The sequence below is a fragment of the Staphylococcus borealis genome, assembly GCF_001224225.1.
Lineage (GTDB): Bacteria > Bacillota > Bacilli > Staphylococcales > Staphylococcaceae > Staphylococcus > Staphylococcus borealis.
The window spans coordinates 209,136-226,196 of the sequence record NZ_CUEE01000003.1 but is presented as its reverse complement, the minus strand read 5'-3'; the positions used below and the strand labels follow the sequence as shown (position 1 = coordinate 226,196).

Sequence of the window (17,061 nt, the reverse complement as noted above, 5' to 3'; positions counted from 1 at the left end):
TTTTTAATGCGCATTGGACTTCTTTTGTCTAGAATGCTTTTATAGTATAATGAATCATAATCTATTCAAGAGGGTGAAAGAAATGAAATGCCCAAAATGTAGTTCAACGCATTCGCGTGTTGTTGATTCAAGACATGCAGATGATGCTAATGCAATTAGACGTAGAAGAGAATGTGAAAATTGTGGCACTCGATTTACGACATTTGAACATATAGAAGTAAGTCCATTAATTGTGGTTAAGAAGGATGGGACGCGAGAACAATTTTTAAGAGAGAAAATATTGAATGGACTTGTTAGATCATGTGAGAAGCGACCTGTACGTTATCAGCAATTAGAGGATATTACGAATAAGGTTGAATGGCAATTACGTGATAGCGGCCAAACAGAAATTTCTTCTAGAGATATCGGAGAACATGTAATGAATTTATTAATGCATGTTGATCAAGTATCTTATGTAAGATTTGCTTCAGTATATAAAGAATTTAAAGATGTTGATCAATTATTAGCATCAATGCAAGGCATCTTGAATGATAATAAACGGAGTGATATATAAATGAGTTTGCACTCATATGAATATGGTTTAAGCCCGCATGACGGTTATAAAGTGTATCGTCAATTCCAATTTAATCATAATCATTTGGAGATACTTAATCGATTGTACATGCCCTTAATAGGCGCACAAGCTATAGGTACATATCACTTTATGAACCAATTTGTGAACAGTGATGAAACATTAACGCATTATACAATCATGAATGAATTAAAATTGAATTTGGCAGAATTTCGTCAATATATGGATTTATTAGAAGCAATTGGTTTGATTAAAACATATGTAAATCACGATGAACAACAATCATTTTTCATTTATGAATTAGTACAGCCACCTACGGCATATCAATTTTTTAATGATCCTATGTTATCTGTTTACTTATATAATCAAGTTGATAAACAACGTTATAAAAGCCTAAAAAATTATTTTAAAAAGCAAGAACCTGATTTAAATGGCTTTCAACAAGTTACGCGCAAATTCACTGATGTATTTAAAGTACCTCATGCTAATGTTCCTGTAGATGCATCATCAATAAAAAAAGAAAAGTCGTACAATGGTATTGATTTATCTAATGTGTCATTTGATTTTGAAATTTTAAAAGAGATGCTACGTAACCATTTTATTAGCGATGAAATTATTACTAAAGAAACCAAAGATTTAATAGTTCAATTAGCGACATTATATGGTTTAACAGAAGATGCTATGAAGCGTATTATTTTAAATTCAATTACAAGTAATCAACAGTTATCGCATGAAGAAATTAGAAAACATGCCCGTTCGTACTATTTGATTGAACATAATCAACAATTACCTAAGTTGGAACCAAAAGGTAGCAGTGAAAGCGAAAGTGAAGCTACTCATATTCGTCAAGCTACATCGTCAGAACAAGTCACTACAGATAATAATTGGTTGCAATTGTTAGAAGAAACGAGCCCGATTGATATGTTGACATCTTGGTCTGGGTCAGAGCCAACATTCCAACAAAAGAAAATGGTTGAAGAATTAATTGAAAGAGAAAAGTTAAACTATGGTGTTATAAATATTTTGCTTCAATTTGTCATGTTAAAAAATGATATGAAATTACCAAAGACATACATTTTAGAAATTGCATCAAACTGGAAGAAATTGGGCATTAAGTCTGCAAAAGAGGCATATGACTACGCATTAAAAGCTAGTGAGCAAAAAGCCGATTACAAAGGCAACGATAAATCTCAATCAAGAAAACGATATGCTAAATCTCGAGAAATCGTATCTAGAGAGAAAACGCCAAAATGGTTGAAAAATAGAGGACAGGAAAAACAGGAAAAAGCACTAACCAAAGAAGAACAGGAACGTTTTGAAAAAGAACGCGCTGCATTCCGTGAACAACTCATACGTGATTGGGAGGAGGATTAAATGAAGTCATTTAATAGTATTATCAAGGCAAATGGAGATTTAGAGAAACGAATTGCTAAGATCAAGCAGCAAGTCATAAATGACCCTGCTGTAAAAGCATTCTTAAATCAGCATCAATCTGAATTGACGAACGACATCATTGATAATGATCTGAATGTATTACAAGAGTATAAAGATCAACAAAAGATTTATGATGGTCATGATTACGAACACTGTCCGAATTTTGTAAAAGGACATGTTCCTGAATTATATGTGGAGAATCATAGAATAAAAATTCGTTATAATATGTGTCCATGTAAAATTAAACATGATGAAGAAAAATTCAATGCGCATTTAATAACTTCACACCATATGCAACGCGATACATTAAACGCTAAGATGAAAGATATCTACGATTCAGATATACATCGACTAGCTATCGCTAAACATGCGAATGATATGTGCAAGCAATTAGTTAATGGCGAGAAGGTAAAAGGTATGTATATTCATGGTCCATTTGGAACAGGTAAGTCTTTTATCTTAGGTGCAATTGCAAACCAACTTAAAGCTAAAAGTATTGCCTCTACGATTGTTTATTTACCTGAATATATTCGTACGCTTAAAAGTGGTTTCAAAGATGGTAGTTACGAAACTAAGTTACAACGCATAAGAGAAGCAAATATATTAATGATAGATGATATTGGCGCAGAAGAAGTGACACCATGGGTGAGAGATGAAGTGATTGGTCCACTGTTACACTATCGAATGGTCCAAGAACTTCCGACATTTTTCTCATCAAATTTAAATTTTGACGAGTTAGAGCATCATTTATCGATTACGCGTGAAGGAGCAGAAGAAACGAAAGCGGCTAGAATTATAGAAAGAATTAAAACATTGTCAACACCATATTATTTAGATGGTAAAAATTTAAGAAATAATTGAAATTTAAAATAACTATTGTATAATTAAGATAAATCTTAATCGTTGAAATAGTTGAAGATATGATAATTTAATCCATGTTATACAGCGAGCTAATATTTAGGATGAGAATTTAGCTAACATATTAAGTTATTACTCCTTCATTATTAGGTATTGGTAATCAATGCCCGGCTCAAGACCGTTATCTTAAGCAGAGATGTTTAGCAATTGCTAAATAACTAGGGTGGTACCACGATAAACTCGTCCCTTTTTTAGGGGGCGAGTTTTTTTATTTCAACGAAAATAGAATTTAATTACGGAGGTTTTATAAATGGATCAAATCAATGTTCAATTTCCAGATGGTAATTCGAAAGCGTTTGATAAAGGAACAACAACTGAAGATATAGCGCAATCAATTAGCCCAGGATTAAGAAAAAAAGCTGTGGCTGGTAAATTTAATAATCAAATGGTGGATTTAACAAGACCATTAGAAGAAGATGGAAGTATTGAAATTGTAACACCTGGTAGTGATGAAGCACTTGAAGTTTTACGCCATTCTACTGCACATTTAATGGCTCAAGCTTTAAAACGTTTATACGGTGATGTGAAATTTGGTGTTGGACCGGTTATAGATGGCGGTTTTTATTATGATTTTGATATGGACGAAAAAGTTTCATCAGATGACTTTGAAAAAATTGAAAAAACAATGAAACAAATTGTTAATGAAAATCATAAAATTGAACGCAAAGTTGTATCTAGAGATGAAGCCAAAGCTTTCTTCAAAGATGATCCATATAAATTAGAATTAATCGATGCTATTCCCGAAGATGAGAGTGTAACGTTATATTCTCAAGGTGAATTTACGGATTTATGTCGCGGTGTGCACGTTCCTTCAACTTCTAAAATCAAAGAATTCAAGTTACTTTCAACTGCTGGTGCCTATTGGCGTGGAGACAGTAATAATAAAATGTTACAACGTATTTATGGTACAGCCTTTTTCGATAAAAAAGATTTAAAAGCACATTTAGAAATGCTTGAAGAACGTCGTGAACGAGATCATCGCCGAATTGGTAAAGATTTAGAACTATTCACTAATAACCAATTAGTAGGGGCTGGATTACCATTATGGTTACCAAACGGTGCTACAATCCGTCGTGAAATTGAACGCTACATTGTTGATAAAGAGGTAAGTATGGGATATGACCATGTTTATACACCTGTATTAGCAAATGTGGAGTTATATAAAACGTCTGGACACTGGGACCATTATAGAGATGATATGTTCCCACCAATGAAATTAGATGAAACAGAAGAGATGGTATTACGACCTATGAACTGTCCGCATCATATGATGGTTTATAACAATCGTCCACATTCTTATCGTGAATTACCTATTCGTATTGCTGAGTTAGGTACTATGCATAGATATGAAGCGAGTGGTGCTGTATCAGGATTACAACGTGTACGTGGAATGACTTTAAATGACTCTCACATTTTTGTAAGACCTGATCAAATCAAAGATGAGTTTAAACGTGTTGTAAATATGATTCAAGAAGTATATAGAGACTTTGGCTTTGAAGATTATACATTTAGATTAAGTTACAGAGATCCTGAAGACAAAGAGAAATATATGGATGACGATGAAATGTGGAATAAAGCTGAAACTATGCTAAAAGAAGCGGTTGATGAGATGGGATTACCATACGTTGAAGCGATTGGCGAAGCGGCATTCTACGGTCCAAAACTAGACGTACAGGTTAAAACTGCTATGGGTAAAGAAGAAACATTATCTACTGCGCAAATTGATTTCTTATTACCAGAAAGATTTGAATTAACTTACATCGGTAGTGATGGTGAAAATCATCGACCAGTCGTTATTCATCGTGGTGTCGTTTCAACTATGGAACGTTTCGTAGCCTTCTTAACTGAGGAAACAAAAGGTGCCTTCCCAACATGGTTAGCACCAAAACAAGTTGAAATTATCCCAGTTAATGTAGACTTACATTATGATTATGCTAGAAATTTACAAGATGAATTAAAATCACAAGGTGTGCGTGTAGAAATTGATGACCGTAATGAAAAAATGGGTTACAAAATACGTGAAGCCCAAATGCAAAAAATACCTTATCAAATTGTAGTAGGCGATAAAGAAGTTGAAAATAACGAGGTTAATGTACGTAAGTATGGTTCTCAAGATCAAGACACAGTTGAAAAAGATGAATTCATTTGGAATTTAGTTGATGAAATTCGTTTGAAAAAACGCAGATAGTCTTGATAAAAAAGACAGCATAATGTATATTACTATATAGTTAAATAAAAAAGAGTTAGAGGTTGCGTCTTTAATGAGTAACACTTCAGAAGTTGTTAGGGAACGTATGTTGAAAGTGTGAAAGGTAAAGATGCCGAAATGAATGATATCCTTAAAGATCATTTGTTGGGACAGTTATCGAACAGAAACTGTACTGTCACAATTTGTGATGTGCTACCGAAATAGATTAAGCAAATGGTTGCATATCTTAAGGTATGCAACCATTTTTATGTGCTTTAAATAGTATGAAAAATGGTTTGAAAGTATTGATTGAATGCGTTCATAATCATCGCATAACACAACAAAACGATTTTAGTTAGCCTCTACTGTAAGAAAGGGAGCTTCTATGAGAAAAGTAGAAAGTCAAAATGACGGTATCAAAAGAGGATTGAAAGATCGCCATATTTCTATGATCGCTATGGGAGGTTGTATAGGAACTGGATTATTCATGACATCTGGTGGTGCAATACATGATGCTGGTGCATTAGGTGCTTTAATTGCGTATGCCATTATAGGTGCGATGGTGTTTTTCCTAATGACATCTCTTGGTGAAATGGCAACTTATCTACCGGTTTCTGGATCATTCAGTACTTATGCAACACGATTCGTAGATCCATCTTTAGGATTTGCGTTAGGATGGAATTATTGGTTTAACTGGGTTATTACAGTTGCAGCGGATGTTACAATTGCTGCTCAAGTTATTCAATATTGGACACCAATGGCTGGCATTCCAGCTTGGATATGGAGTTGTATTTTCTTAGTCATTATATTCGCTTTGAATTCTTTATCAGTGAGAGTTTATGGAGAAAGTGAATATTGGTTCGCATTAATCAAAGTTGTAACAGTTATCATCTTTATCGTCATTGGTTTGTTAACGATATTAGGTATCATGGGTGGCGAATTTGTAGGCTTTGATACATTTACTAAGGGTGAAGGACCTATTTTAGGTGGCAACCTAGGCGGCAGTTTACTATCAATTCTAGGTGTATTCTTAGTTGCTGGATTCTCATTCCAAGGTACTGAATTAATTGGTATAACTGCTGGAGAATCTGAAAATCCAGAGCGCGCAGTACCAAAAGCCATTAAACAAGTGTTTTGGAGAATATTACTATTCTATATTTTAGCGATATTTGTTATTGGTATGTTAATTCCTTATGATAGCAATGCTTTGATGGGTGGCGATGACAATATTGCTACGTCACCTTTTACATTAGTATTCAAAAATGCTGGTTTAGCCTTTGCAGCATCATTTATGAATGCAGTTATTTTAACTTCTGTATTATCTGCAGGTAACTCAGGTATGTATGCATCAACACGAATGTTATATTCTATGAGTAAAGATAAATTAGCTTTCCATTCATTTGGTAAAACGAATAAATATGGTGTGCCATACTTATCATTATTTGCGACAGCAATTTTAGTTGTTATTATTTTCTTAGTCCAAAAACTAAGTGGTGACGCATATGAATATATTGTTGCTGCAAGTGGTATGACAGGCTTTATCGCATGGGTTGGTATTGCGATTAGTCATTATAGATTTAGACGCGCATTTGAAAAACAACATCACAGTAAGAGAGAATTAAAATATAAAGCAAAATGGTTCCCATTCGGTCCAATTTTTGCAGGGATACTTTGTGTGATTGTTATCATTGGCCAAGATGTTGATTTCATTAAAACAGGTCATTTTGATTTAAATCGATTTGTTATCACATACATGGGTATTCCAGTATTCTTAGTGTTCTTTATTTATCATAAATTGAGATATAAAACTAAGATGATTCCATTGGATAAAGTAGACTTAAGACAAGATGTATCAATGGATGAAGTAAAACATCATTAAATTAAAAATATTTGTTGACTTATACCACATACACTGATATGATTAATAACGTTGAATACGAAACGTACCAAGTAGAAACACCCGTTTCTCACCTGTAGCGACGCATCAAGCAGTTGGCAGGTTAATCATGTCACACATTATATGTGTATGAGAGAAGAGCGGGCATTCTATGTTCGCTCTTTTTGCTTGGAAAATTTCGTAAAATTTTGGGAGGTGTCAACCATAGCAAAAGATCAAACGCAAGTTAACGAAAAGATTCGCGCTAAAGAATTACGTTTAATTGGCCAAAATGGTGACCAAATTGGTGTTAAATCAAAACGAGAAGCATTAGAAATGGCTGAACGTGTTGAATTAGATTTAGTAGTTGTAGCACCAAATGCTAAACCACCTGTTGCAAGAATCATGGATTATGGTAAATATAAATTCGAACAACAGAAAAAAGAAAAAGAAATGAAAAAGAAACAAAAAGTTATCAATGTTAAAGAAATACGCTTAAGTCCAACTATTGAGGAACACGATTTCCAAACTAAGTTGAAAAATGGTCGTAAATTCTTATCTAAAGGCGATAAATGTAAAGTTTCTATTCGTTTTAGAGGTCGTGCAATTACGCATAAAGAAATTGGTCAACGCGTATTAGAAAAATTCGCTGACGAATGTAAAGATATTGCCACTGTTGAACAGAAACCTAAAATGGAAGGGCGTCAAATGTTTATCATGTTAGCGCCTGTTAACGAAAAATAATTCATTATTATTAGGAGGAAATGAATCATGCCAAAAATGAAAACTCACCGTGGAGCAGCTAAACGTGTTAAAAGAACTGGTTCAGGTCAATTAAAACGTTCAAGAGCTTTCACATCTCACTTATTCGCAAATAAAAACACTAAACAAAAACGTAAATTACGTAAAGCTAAATTAGTTTCTAAAAGCGATATGAAACGCGTAAAACAATTATTAGCTTATAAAAAATAATTGTCATTAATAAACGAACGATAAATCATTGTTATATCTAAGGAGGAATTTAATATGCCACGAGTTAAAGGTGGAACAGTAACAAGAGCACGTCGTAAAAAAACGATTAAATTAGCTAAAGGTTACTTCGGTGCTAAACACACATTATATAAAGTAGCAAAACAACAAGTAATGAAATCAGGTCAATACGCTTTCCGTGACCGTCGTCAACGTAAACGTGACTTCCGTAAATTATGGATTACACGTATCAATGCAGCTGCACGTCAACATGACATGAGCTATTCAAGATTAATGAACGGCTTGAAAAAAGCAGACATCAATATTAACCGTAAAATGCTTTCTGAAGTAGCTATTTCAGATGAAAAAGCATTCGCTGAATTAGTATCTAAAGCTAAAGAAGCTTTAAAATAATTGATTTATTAAAGATGACTTTAAAGTCATCTTTTTTGTTTTCAAATAATTAATAATTGAAATTATAAATCGTTCATGCACCTTTATTTGTTCTTTGGTGATTGAGTTTGATAAAATGCTAATTAAGAAATTATTGTAAGGAGAACACTATGTCTAAATATGATGAGCAAATTATAGTAGTACCAAGAGATATTCTTTTTGAAGAAGAATCAAATGCCTTTAATGGGTTTTTAACTAAAAATGATCCACAAGGCAAAGCAATATTTAATACTTTTTCTAAATATGAAGTTAAACGACGTGGAGATATGGAAGAGGACCCTTCATATAAACAATTAATTTCATATTGCTTACTAGAAAATGAAAAAAATGAATTGCTAATTTATAAAAGGTTAAGCGGTGGTGGAGAATCACGTTTACACGGTCAATCATCTATTGGTGTGGGTGGACACATGAATGATGTAATAGGCGCGAGTTCGATTAATGAAATTTTAAGAGAAAATGCTCAAAGAGAACTTGAAGAGGAAGTAGGATTAACTGAAGCCAATTCTCAAAACATGGAATATATCGGATTTATAAATGATGATACAAATGATGTTGGCAAAGTACATATTGGTGTAGTTTTTAAAATTAAAGTTAACTCAAATGATATTGAAGTTCGTGAAACAGATACATTAAAAATTCAATGGTTGGAGAAAGAAAGCATTGACAATTATGATGATTTTGAAACATGGAGTGCATTGATTTTAAAAGAGTTATAGGAGGGAGATGAAATGTCTGATATTATCCCTTTTCCGAAATTGCAACAAAAACTATATAAAGATATTAAAGTAGCACATAACAAGCAACAATATGAAATGCTATACCAATTATTTGAAAATTATGAGACACAATTTGAATTAGACCAAACACTAGCTTTAATTAAATGTAATATGCTGTATCATTTAAATTCTTTTTTGGAGTTAAGAGAAGAGGCTATTGTACTCTTGAAAAGAGGGATTCAACAATATGATGAGTTAATGTTATATTACATCAAAGCGTTAAATGGTCTTGGACAGTACTATGAATCCGTCAATGTTATTAATCAGATCATAGATGAAGTTCAAAGTCATAAAACTAGAATGGCGCTATTCCCACTAAAAGAATATGCGCAATCACAGTTGAATGAAGATAAACATATAACTAGTCAAATGTTGACTAAATTCAACACCTTGAACCTAAACGAACAAATTCAATTAATACTTAAATTGATTGATAATGGCCATTATGAATTTAAAGAAACCATTGCCTTTTTGCTAGCCAATGAGGTAGAAGCAGATAATTTAAAGAGTTTAATGATCGAATTCTTAAGGTTTGCTGGATATCATTCAGCGATTTCGATAAATAAGATGGGTCACGCCATTAAAGTTATTCCATCTGAACTTAATGGCCTAGAACATACTGAACTTAAAACTCAAGTCATTCCTAAAGTCATTGATCGATTAGAAAATGGCGCACTAAACATCATAGATGAAGCCATACATGCAATGAATAACCATGCTATATTATTATATCCACTTAATATATATGAATTATTTGATTATGAAGATTGGATTGTGGGATATGATGTTTATTTTAAATCAATGATTGGTATAAAAAGTAAGGAAGCTAATTTAGACGTATTAAGTTTTATTCATCAACTTGATGGTCAACTTTGAGCAAATTATTTTATAATATTAAATGAATTCGTTAAAGTTAGATTATTGAAATTTAAAAGTGTTTTAAAGCCCTATAAAAGACTGTTTGTGTCCGTATTGGACGTGTGCTATAATAGGGAAGTTGAAAAAATAAAAATGTAATCATGGAGGTATTTATACATGACAGCAACTTGGGAAAAAAAGGAAGGTAACGAAGGATTATTAAAAGTTACAGTTCCAGCAGAAAAAGTAGACAAAGCATTAGATCAAGCATTTAAAAAAGTAGTTAAACAAATTAACGTGCCTGGTTTCCGTAAAGGTAAAGTGCCTCGTCCTATCTTTGAACAACGTTTCGGTGTAGAAGCATTATATCAAGATGCAGTAGACATTCTATTACCTGAAGCTTATGGTGAAGCGATTGATGAAACTGGTATTAACCCAGTAGCGCAACCTGAAATTAATGTTACACAAATTGAAAAAGGTAAAGATTTCGAATTTGAAGCTACTGTAACGGTTGAACCAGAAGTTCAATTAGGTGATTACAAAGGTTTAGAAATTGAAAAACAAGATTCAGAATTAACTGACGAAGATTTACAAGAAGCAATTGACCACAGCTTAGGTCACTTAGCTGATATGGTAGTTAAAGAAGATGGCGCTGTTGAAAATGGTGATACAGTGAATATCGACTTTGATGGCTATGTTGACGGTGAACAATTTGAAGGTGGACAAGCTGACGGTTACGATCTTGAAATCGGTTCAGGTTCATTTATCCCTGGATTTGAAGATCAATTAGTAGGCGTTAAAACAGGTGAAGAAAAAGACGTAGTTGTTACATTCCCTGAAGAATATCATGCTGAAGAATTAGCTGGTAAAGAAGCTACTTTCAAAACAAAAGTAAATGAAATTAAATATAAAGAAGTACCAGAATTAGATGACGAAATCGCTAATGAATTAGATTCTGAAGCTAATAGTGTTGATGAATACAAAGAAAACTTACGTAAACGTTTATCAGAACAAAAAGCTGAAGAAGCTAAAAATGTAGAAAAAGAAGAAGCAATTAACAAAGCGACTGATAATGTAACAATTGATATTCCTCAAGCAATGATTGACACTGAATTAGATCGTATGGTTCAAGAATTTGGTCAAAGAATTCAACAACAAGGATTAGACTTACAAACTTATTTCCAAATTTCAGGTCAAGATGAGTCTCAATTAAGAGAACAAATGAAAGATGATGCTGAACAACGCATTAAAACAAACTTAACACTTTCAGCAATTGCAGATAAAGAAAATATTGAAGCAACTGATGAAGATATCGATAAAGAATTAGAAAAAATGAGTAAACAATTTAATATCTCTGTAGAAGATATTAAAAACACTTTAGGTAATACAGACATCATTAAAAATGATGTACGTATTCAAAAAGTTATTGACTTACTTAGAGACAATGCTAAATACGTTGAATCTACAAAAGAAGACAAATAATAATTCATTGTTAAATTAATAATTAAAATTTAAAGTAGCAGGTGCATCAATATATGTAACCTGCTACTCTATGTTTTAAGCATTTTAGTTGTTAACCATGAATTTGCATTGTAGAATGCTATCTAGTATAGTCGTTTAAGAATAGAGGTGTAAATGAATGTTTAAATTCAATGAAGATGAAGAAAATTTAAAATGTTCTTTCTGTGGTAAGGACCAAGACCAAGTTAAGAAATTAGTCGCAGGAAGTGGCGTATATATCTGTAATGAGTGTATCGAATTATGTTCAGAAATTGTGGAAGAAGAGTTGGCTCAAACGACTTCTGAAGAATTTACTGAACTGCCTACACCGAAAGAAATTATGGATCATTTAAATGAGTATGTTATTGGTCAAGAAAAAGCTAAAAAATCTTTAGCAGTAGCTGTATACAATCACTACAAACGTATTCAACAATTAGGACCTAATGAAGACGAAGTCGAGTTACAAAAAAGTAACATTGCGTTAATAGGACCAACTGGTAGCGGTAAAACTTTACTCGCACAAACATTAGCCAAAACGTTAAACGTTCCATTTGCAATTGCAGATGCTACAAGTTTAACAGAAGCTGGCTACGTTGGTGATGACGTAGAGAATATTCTATTACGATTAATTCAAGCAGCCGACTTTGATATTGATAAAGCTGAAAAAGGTATTATCTATGTTGATGAGATTGATAAGATTGCTCGAAAATCTGAAAATACGTCTATTACACGTGATGTATCTGGTGAAGGTGTTCAACAAGCTTTACTTAAAATTCTTGAAGGCACGACTGCTAGCGTGCCACCACAGGGCGGACGTAAACATCCAAACCAAGAATTAATCCAAATTGATACAACGAATATCTTATTCATTTTAGGTGGTGCGTTTGATGGTATCGATGAAGTTATTAAACGTCGCTTAGGTGAAAAAGTAATTGGATTTGCAAGTAATGAGGCGGATAAATATGATGAAGAAGCATTGTTAGAACAAATTCGACCAGAAGATTTACAATCATATGGTTTAATTCCTGAGTTTATCGGACGTGTGCCAATTGTTGCTAACTTGGAAACATTAGATGTAGAGGCGCTTAAAAATATTTTAACGCAACCTAAGAACGCTTTAGTAAAACAATATACTAAAATGTTAGAACTTGATAATGTCGAGTTAGAATTTACAGAAGAAGCATTAGCTGCTGTAAGTGAAAAAGCAATAGAACGTAAAACAGGTGCACGTGGCTTACGTTCTATTATTGAAGAAGCATTAATTGATATCATGTATGATGTGCCATCATCAGAAGATGTAGCTAAAGTCGTAATTACAGATAAAACAATTAATGATGAAGTTGAACCAGAACTATATGACGCTGAAGGCAATTTATTGAATGATAGTAAAACATCTGCTTAATTAAATATATTGCTTAATATGCTTTAATGATTCACAGTTACCAGTGTTAAAGAAATTCAAGACAATTATTAATTGGAGTGGGACCTGGAATTCAATTTGAATTCCGTTCCACTCTTTTTTATTTTGAGTAATTGTTTGTTTAGAAATATCACAATATATATTATAATGAAACAGTTAAAATTAATTCTAAAAGAGAGGATAATCTATGAATATTAATCCTAATAATATTGATTTAATTATTAGTGCAGTTCAAGAAGCACAGTATCCAGATTCAGGTTTATCTGAAGTAGCGTTAAGCGGACGTTCAAATGTCGGTAAATCCTCATTTATAAATAGTATGATAGGTAGAAAGAATATGGCACGTACGTCACAACAACCAGGGAAAACACAAACATTAAATTTCTTTAATATTGATGATCAATTAATATTTGTTGATGTACCTGGATATGGATATGCAAAAGTAAGTAAATCTCAACGTGAGAAATTTGGTAAAATGATAGAAGAGTATCTAACTAAAAGAGAAAGTTTAAAGTTAGTTATTCAATTAGTTGACTTACGCCACAATCCTACGGAAGATGATGTTTTAATGTATAATTATTTAAAACATTTTGATATTCCTACTTTAGTCATCTGTACTAAAGAGGACAAGATTGCTAAAGGCAAAGTTCAAAAGCACATCAAAAATATCAAAGAAAAATTAGATTTAGATCCTGATGACACGATCATTAGTTACTCATCAATTCAAAATACTAAACAACAACAAATATGGGATTTAATTGCTAATTATTTATAATCATTACAATCTAAACAAAGTTGAAACTTTTGTTTAGATTGTTTTATGTTTAAAGTGTCAAAATTTTGACTTTAAATTAGAATCTTTCTAATTTGTTTGAGCAATCAACTTAAAATCGTTAAATTATGTGTTATACTAACAGTATTGTTAGTATTTGGAGGGCGTTATAAATGCATTTTATTGCTTTAAGTATAAATCATCGCACTGCCGATGTAGCACTTAGAGAGCAAGTCGCTTTTAGAGATGATGCCTTACGATTAGCCCATGAAGATTTGTTCGAAACTAAATCTATTTTAGAGAACGTTATTCTATCTACATGTAATCGTACTGAAGTATATGCCATAGTTGATCAAATCCATACAGGTCGTTATTATATACAAAGATTTTTAGCGCGTTCATTTGGATTTGAAGTAGATGATATAAAACACATGTCAGAAGTTAAAGTGGGGGACGAAGCAGTTGAACATTTACTGCGTGTCACTTCTGGCTTAGATTCTATTGTACTGGGTGAAACACAAATTCTTGGACAAATGAGAGACGCATTCTTTTTAGCTCAAGATCTTCAAACAACTGGTACAATGTTCAATCATTTATTTAAGCAGGCTATTACATTTGCTAAAAAAGCGCATAATGAAACTGATATAGCAGATAATGCTGTTAGTGTTTCATATGCTGCGGTTGAATTAGCTAAAAAGGTATTTGGTAAACTAAAAGGTAAACAAGCTATCATCATAGGTGCAGGGGAAATGAGTGAGTTATCACTTTTAAATTTGTTAGGTTCAGGTATTGATGATATTACTGTTGTAAATCGAACTGAAACTAATGCGTATAAATTAGCAAACAAGCACGGCGTGAATTATAATACACTTGAGTCATTACCAACTCTATTGACTGATGCGGATATTGTTATCAGTTCAACAAGTTCACCAGATTTTATTGTTACAAAATCTATGATAGAAGATGTCAATCTTCAAAGAAAAGCTTCATCATTACTGTTAATTGATATTGCAGTTCCTAGAGATATTGAACCAGATGTTAACATTAGTGAGAATATATTCAGTTATGATGTGGATGACCTTAAAGGTTTAGTTGATGCAAACTTACGAGAACGTCAAATGGCTGCAGATTTTATAGCTAGTCAGATTCCTGATGAAGTACAAGCACATAACGATTGGGTGAATATGTTAGGTGTTGTACCTGTTATTAGAGCGTTACGTGAAAAAGCAATGACAATCCAATCAGAAACGATGGATAGTATCGACAGAAAGCTTCCTAATCTTACAGATAGAGAACGTACAATAATTTCGAAACACACTAAAAGTATTATCAATCAAATGTTGAAAGATCCAATAAAACAGGCCAAAGAATTGAGTAATGATAAGAGAAGTAATGAAAAATTAGAGCTATTTCAAAACATATTTGATATTGATGCTGAAGATCCTTACGAACATATTAAAGCGCGTAAAGTACAAAAAGAAAAAGAAATGTCTATCCGTCATATCTTTAGTTTTGAATAAGCATATTTATATGGTGATAATATGCAAGAGACCCTGTTTATTAGATTTCATGAAATAATATTAATTATATATTTAATTAGTATTCTCTGTTATTTTATTGACTTCGTTAAAAAGAGTCATAAAATTAGACAATTGGGAATTTATACATTAGGGATTGTTTGGATATTACAAACAATCTCTTTGTCTGTTTATATCACTTCACATAATAGAATTCCTTTAAGTTCGTTATTTGATGTATTTTTCTTTTTATCGTGGATAATCATATGTATTGCATTGATTTTAAATGTTGTCAAAGTATTAAGTTTTTCTGTGTTTTTTCTTAATGTAATAGGATTTATCTTATTAATGATGAATACGTTTCAACCTGAACATTATTCAACAAACGTGCAACGGGTCGCAGTTATTAATGAATTATTGTTAGTGCACATTGGATTAGCAGTATTAAGTTATGCATTTTTTGCTTTATCTTTTGTTAATTCGTTGCTTTATATTATTCAGTACCGAAATTTGAGGGAGAAGAATTTTGATCAAAAGTATTTTAGGATTGGTAGCGTAGCTACACTTGAAACCGTTGTGTTCTACTCATCTTTAGGTGGATTCATCATCTTAATTTTAAGTGTTATCCTAGGTGCTCAGTGGGGCGTGTATGCCATAGGTCATAGTATCTTTGCTGACCCTAAAGTGGTATTATCGTCAATTATTACCATTTTCTACGCTATTTATTTAATAAGTCGTATTAATCACTGGTTTAAAACAATTTATTTAATCTACTTTAACATTGTGTTATTTTGCTTATGTATGGTTAATTTATTTTTTACAACGCATTTCACTTAAATTTTTTAAATGTCATTAGGAGGCAACAAGTATGCGCAAATTAGTTGTAGGCTCACGTAGAAGTAAACTTGCTTTAACACAGAGCCAACAATTTATCGATAAGTTAAAAGAAGTGGATCCAACTCTAGAAATTGAAATTAAAGAGATTGTCACAAAAGGTGATCGCATTGTAAACAAACAACTATCTAAAGTTGGTGGTAAAGGGCTATTCGTCAAAGAGATTCAGCAAGAACTTTTTGATAAAGATATCGACATGGCGATTCACTCACTTAAAGATGTGCCGAGCATCATACCTGAAGGTTTAACCTTAGGTTGTATTCCAGATAGGGAAGTACCGTTTGATGCTTATATTTCAAAAAATCATGTTCCATTACATGAATTACCAGACGGTAGTATAATTGGAACAAGTTCGTTAAGACGTGGTGCTCAAATTTTATCTAAATATCCCAATTTAGAAATAAAATGGATAAGAGGTAATATTGACACGCGCCTTCACAAACTTGAAACTGAAGATTATGATGCCATTATTTTAGCTGCTGCTGGATTGAGACGCATGGGTTGGTCAGATGACATCGTTACAACGTATTTAGATAAAGATGTTTTATTACCAGCTATCGGCCAAGGTGCATTAGGTATTGAATGTCGTAGTGATGATACCGAGTTATTAGAATTATTGCAGAAAGTCCATAATCAATCAGTAGCAGACTGTGTTACTGCTGAAAGAACATTCCTTTCGGCTATGGATGGAAGTTGCCAAGTACCTATTGGTGGTTATGCCACAAACAAAGAAAATGGGGAAATTGAATTTACTGGGCTCATTATGACGCCAGATGGCTCAGAAAGATATGAACATACAGAAGTTGGTAGCAATCCAATTGATTTAGGTGAAAAAGTCAGTCGTGTATTAAAAGAGCAAGGCGCTTATGACATCATAAAAAAATTAAACGAAGAACAATCGCATTAAACCAA

At 32.6% G+C, this 17,061-nt stretch carries 16 protein-coding genes, 1 riboswitch and 1 other annotated feature; all 16 genes read left to right on the top strand.

What is annotated here, in order from left to right:
- Positions 1 to 82 precede the first annotated feature (82 nt).
- The 16 genes from nrdR (at position 83) to hemC (ending at position 17,056) form a co-directional block, all read left to right on the top strand.
- Complete coding sequence (gene nrdR, locus AK212_RS05440; RefSeq protein WP_037551021.1) at positions 83 to 553, top strand: transcriptional regulator NrdR; 471 nt, start codon at positions 83 to 85, stop codon at positions 551 to 553.
- Positions 554 to 1,945 carry a replicative helicase loading/DNA remodeling protein DnaB gene (locus tag AK212_RS05435; RefSeq protein WP_053029601.1) on the top strand — a complete coding sequence of 464 codons (1,392 nt, stop codon included), beginning with the start codon at positions 554 to 556 and terminating at the stop codon, positions 1,943 to 1,945.
- Positions 1,946 to 2,866 carry a primosomal protein DnaI gene (gene dnaI, locus AK212_RS05430; protein WP_053029600.1) on the top strand — a complete coding sequence of 307 codons (921 nt, stop codon included), beginning with the start codon at positions 1,946 to 1,948 and terminating at the stop codon, positions 2,864 to 2,866.
- Positions 2,867 to 3,173: 307 nt separating this feature from the next.
- Positions 3,174 to 5,111 (top strand): threonine--tRNA ligase, encoded by a 1,938-nt coding sequence (gene thrS / locus AK212_RS05425; RefSeq protein WP_053029599.1) that lies wholly within the window; start codon positions 3,174 to 3,176, stop codon positions 5,109 to 5,111.
- Positions 5,112 to 5,159: 48 nt separating this feature from the next.
- A riboswitch (Lysine riboswitch) is annotated at positions 5,160 to 5,335 on the top strand.
- 161 nt (positions 5,336 to 5,496) lie between these two features.
- On the top strand, positions 5,497 to 6,990 hold the full coding sequence (locus AK212_RS05420) for an amino acid permease (RefSeq protein WP_053029598.1): 1,494 nt from the start codon (positions 5,497 to 5,499) through the stop codon (positions 6,988 to 6,990).
- Positions 6,991 to 7,053: 63 nt separating this feature from the next.
- Positions 7,054 to 7,181, top strand: a sequence feature (ribosomal protein L20 leader region).
- Positions 7,182 to 7,203: 22 nt separating this feature from the next.
- Positions 7,204 to 7,731, top strand: a complete 528-nt coding sequence (gene infC, locus AK212_RS05415; protein WP_053029651.1) for a translation initiation factor IF-3 — start codon at positions 7,204 to 7,206, stop codon at positions 7,729 to 7,731.
- 27 nt (positions 7,732 to 7,758) lie between these two features.
- A complete protein-coding gene (rpmI, locus tag AK212_RS05410) occupies positions 7,759 to 7,959 on the top strand; it encodes a 50S ribosomal protein L35 (RefSeq protein ID WP_002448990.1) in 201 nt (66 codons plus the stop codon).
- A 54-nt stretch (positions 7,960 to 8,013) separates the two neighbouring features.
- Positions 8,014 to 8,370: a 50S ribosomal protein L20 gene (rplT, locus tag AK212_RS05405; protein WP_011275545.1), complete on the top strand. Its 357-nt coding sequence runs from the start codon at positions 8,014 to 8,016 to the stop codon at positions 8,368 to 8,370.
- A 149-nt stretch (positions 8,371 to 8,519) separates the two neighbouring features.
- On the top strand, positions 8,520 to 9,128 hold the full coding sequence (locus tag AK212_RS05400) for an NUDIX domain-containing protein (RefSeq protein WP_053029597.1): 609 nt from the start codon (positions 8,520 to 8,522) through the stop codon (positions 9,126 to 9,128).
- Between the two features lie 12 nt (positions 9,129 to 9,140).
- Complete coding sequence (locus AK212_RS05395) at positions 9,141 to 10,064, top strand: hypothetical protein (RefSeq protein ID WP_053029596.1); 924 nt, start codon at positions 9,141 to 9,143, stop codon at positions 10,062 to 10,064.
- 159 nt (positions 10,065 to 10,223) lie between these two features.
- Positions 10,224 to 11,528, top strand: a complete 1,305-nt coding sequence (gene tig, locus AK212_RS05390; RefSeq protein ID WP_053029595.1) for a trigger factor — start codon at positions 10,224 to 10,226, stop codon at positions 11,526 to 11,528.
- Between the two features lie 157 nt (positions 11,529 to 11,685).
- Positions 11,686 to 12,948: an ATP-dependent Clp protease ATP-binding subunit ClpX gene (gene clpX / locus AK212_RS05385; protein ID WP_053029594.1), complete on the top strand. Its 1,263-nt coding sequence runs from the start codon at positions 11,686 to 11,688 to the stop codon at positions 12,946 to 12,948.
- Between the two features lie 205 nt (positions 12,949 to 13,153).
- Positions 13,154 to 13,741, top strand: coding sequence for a ribosome biogenesis GTP-binding protein YihA/YsxC (gene yihA, locus AK212_RS05380; protein WP_053029593.1), 588 nt, complete (start codon positions 13,154 to 13,156; stop codon positions 13,739 to 13,741).
- 170 nt (positions 13,742 to 13,911) lie between these two features.
- Positions 13,912 to 15,258 (top strand): glutamyl-tRNA reductase, encoded by a 1,347-nt coding sequence (gene hemA / locus AK212_RS05375; RefSeq protein WP_053029592.1) that lies wholly within the window; start codon positions 13,912 to 13,914, stop codon positions 15,256 to 15,258.
- 21 nt (positions 15,259 to 15,279) lie between these two features.
- Entirely contained in the window at positions 15,280 to 16,092 is an 813-nt protein-coding gene (locus tag AK212_RS05370; RefSeq protein ID WP_053029591.1) for a cytochrome C assembly family protein, read from the top strand.
- 31 nt (positions 16,093 to 16,123) lie between these two features.
- A complete protein-coding gene (gene hemC, locus AK212_RS05365) occupies positions 16,124 to 17,056 on the top strand; it encodes a hydroxymethylbilane synthase (RefSeq protein ID WP_053029590.1) in 933 nt (310 codons plus the stop codon).
- Positions 17,057 to 17,061 lie beyond the last annotated feature (5 nt).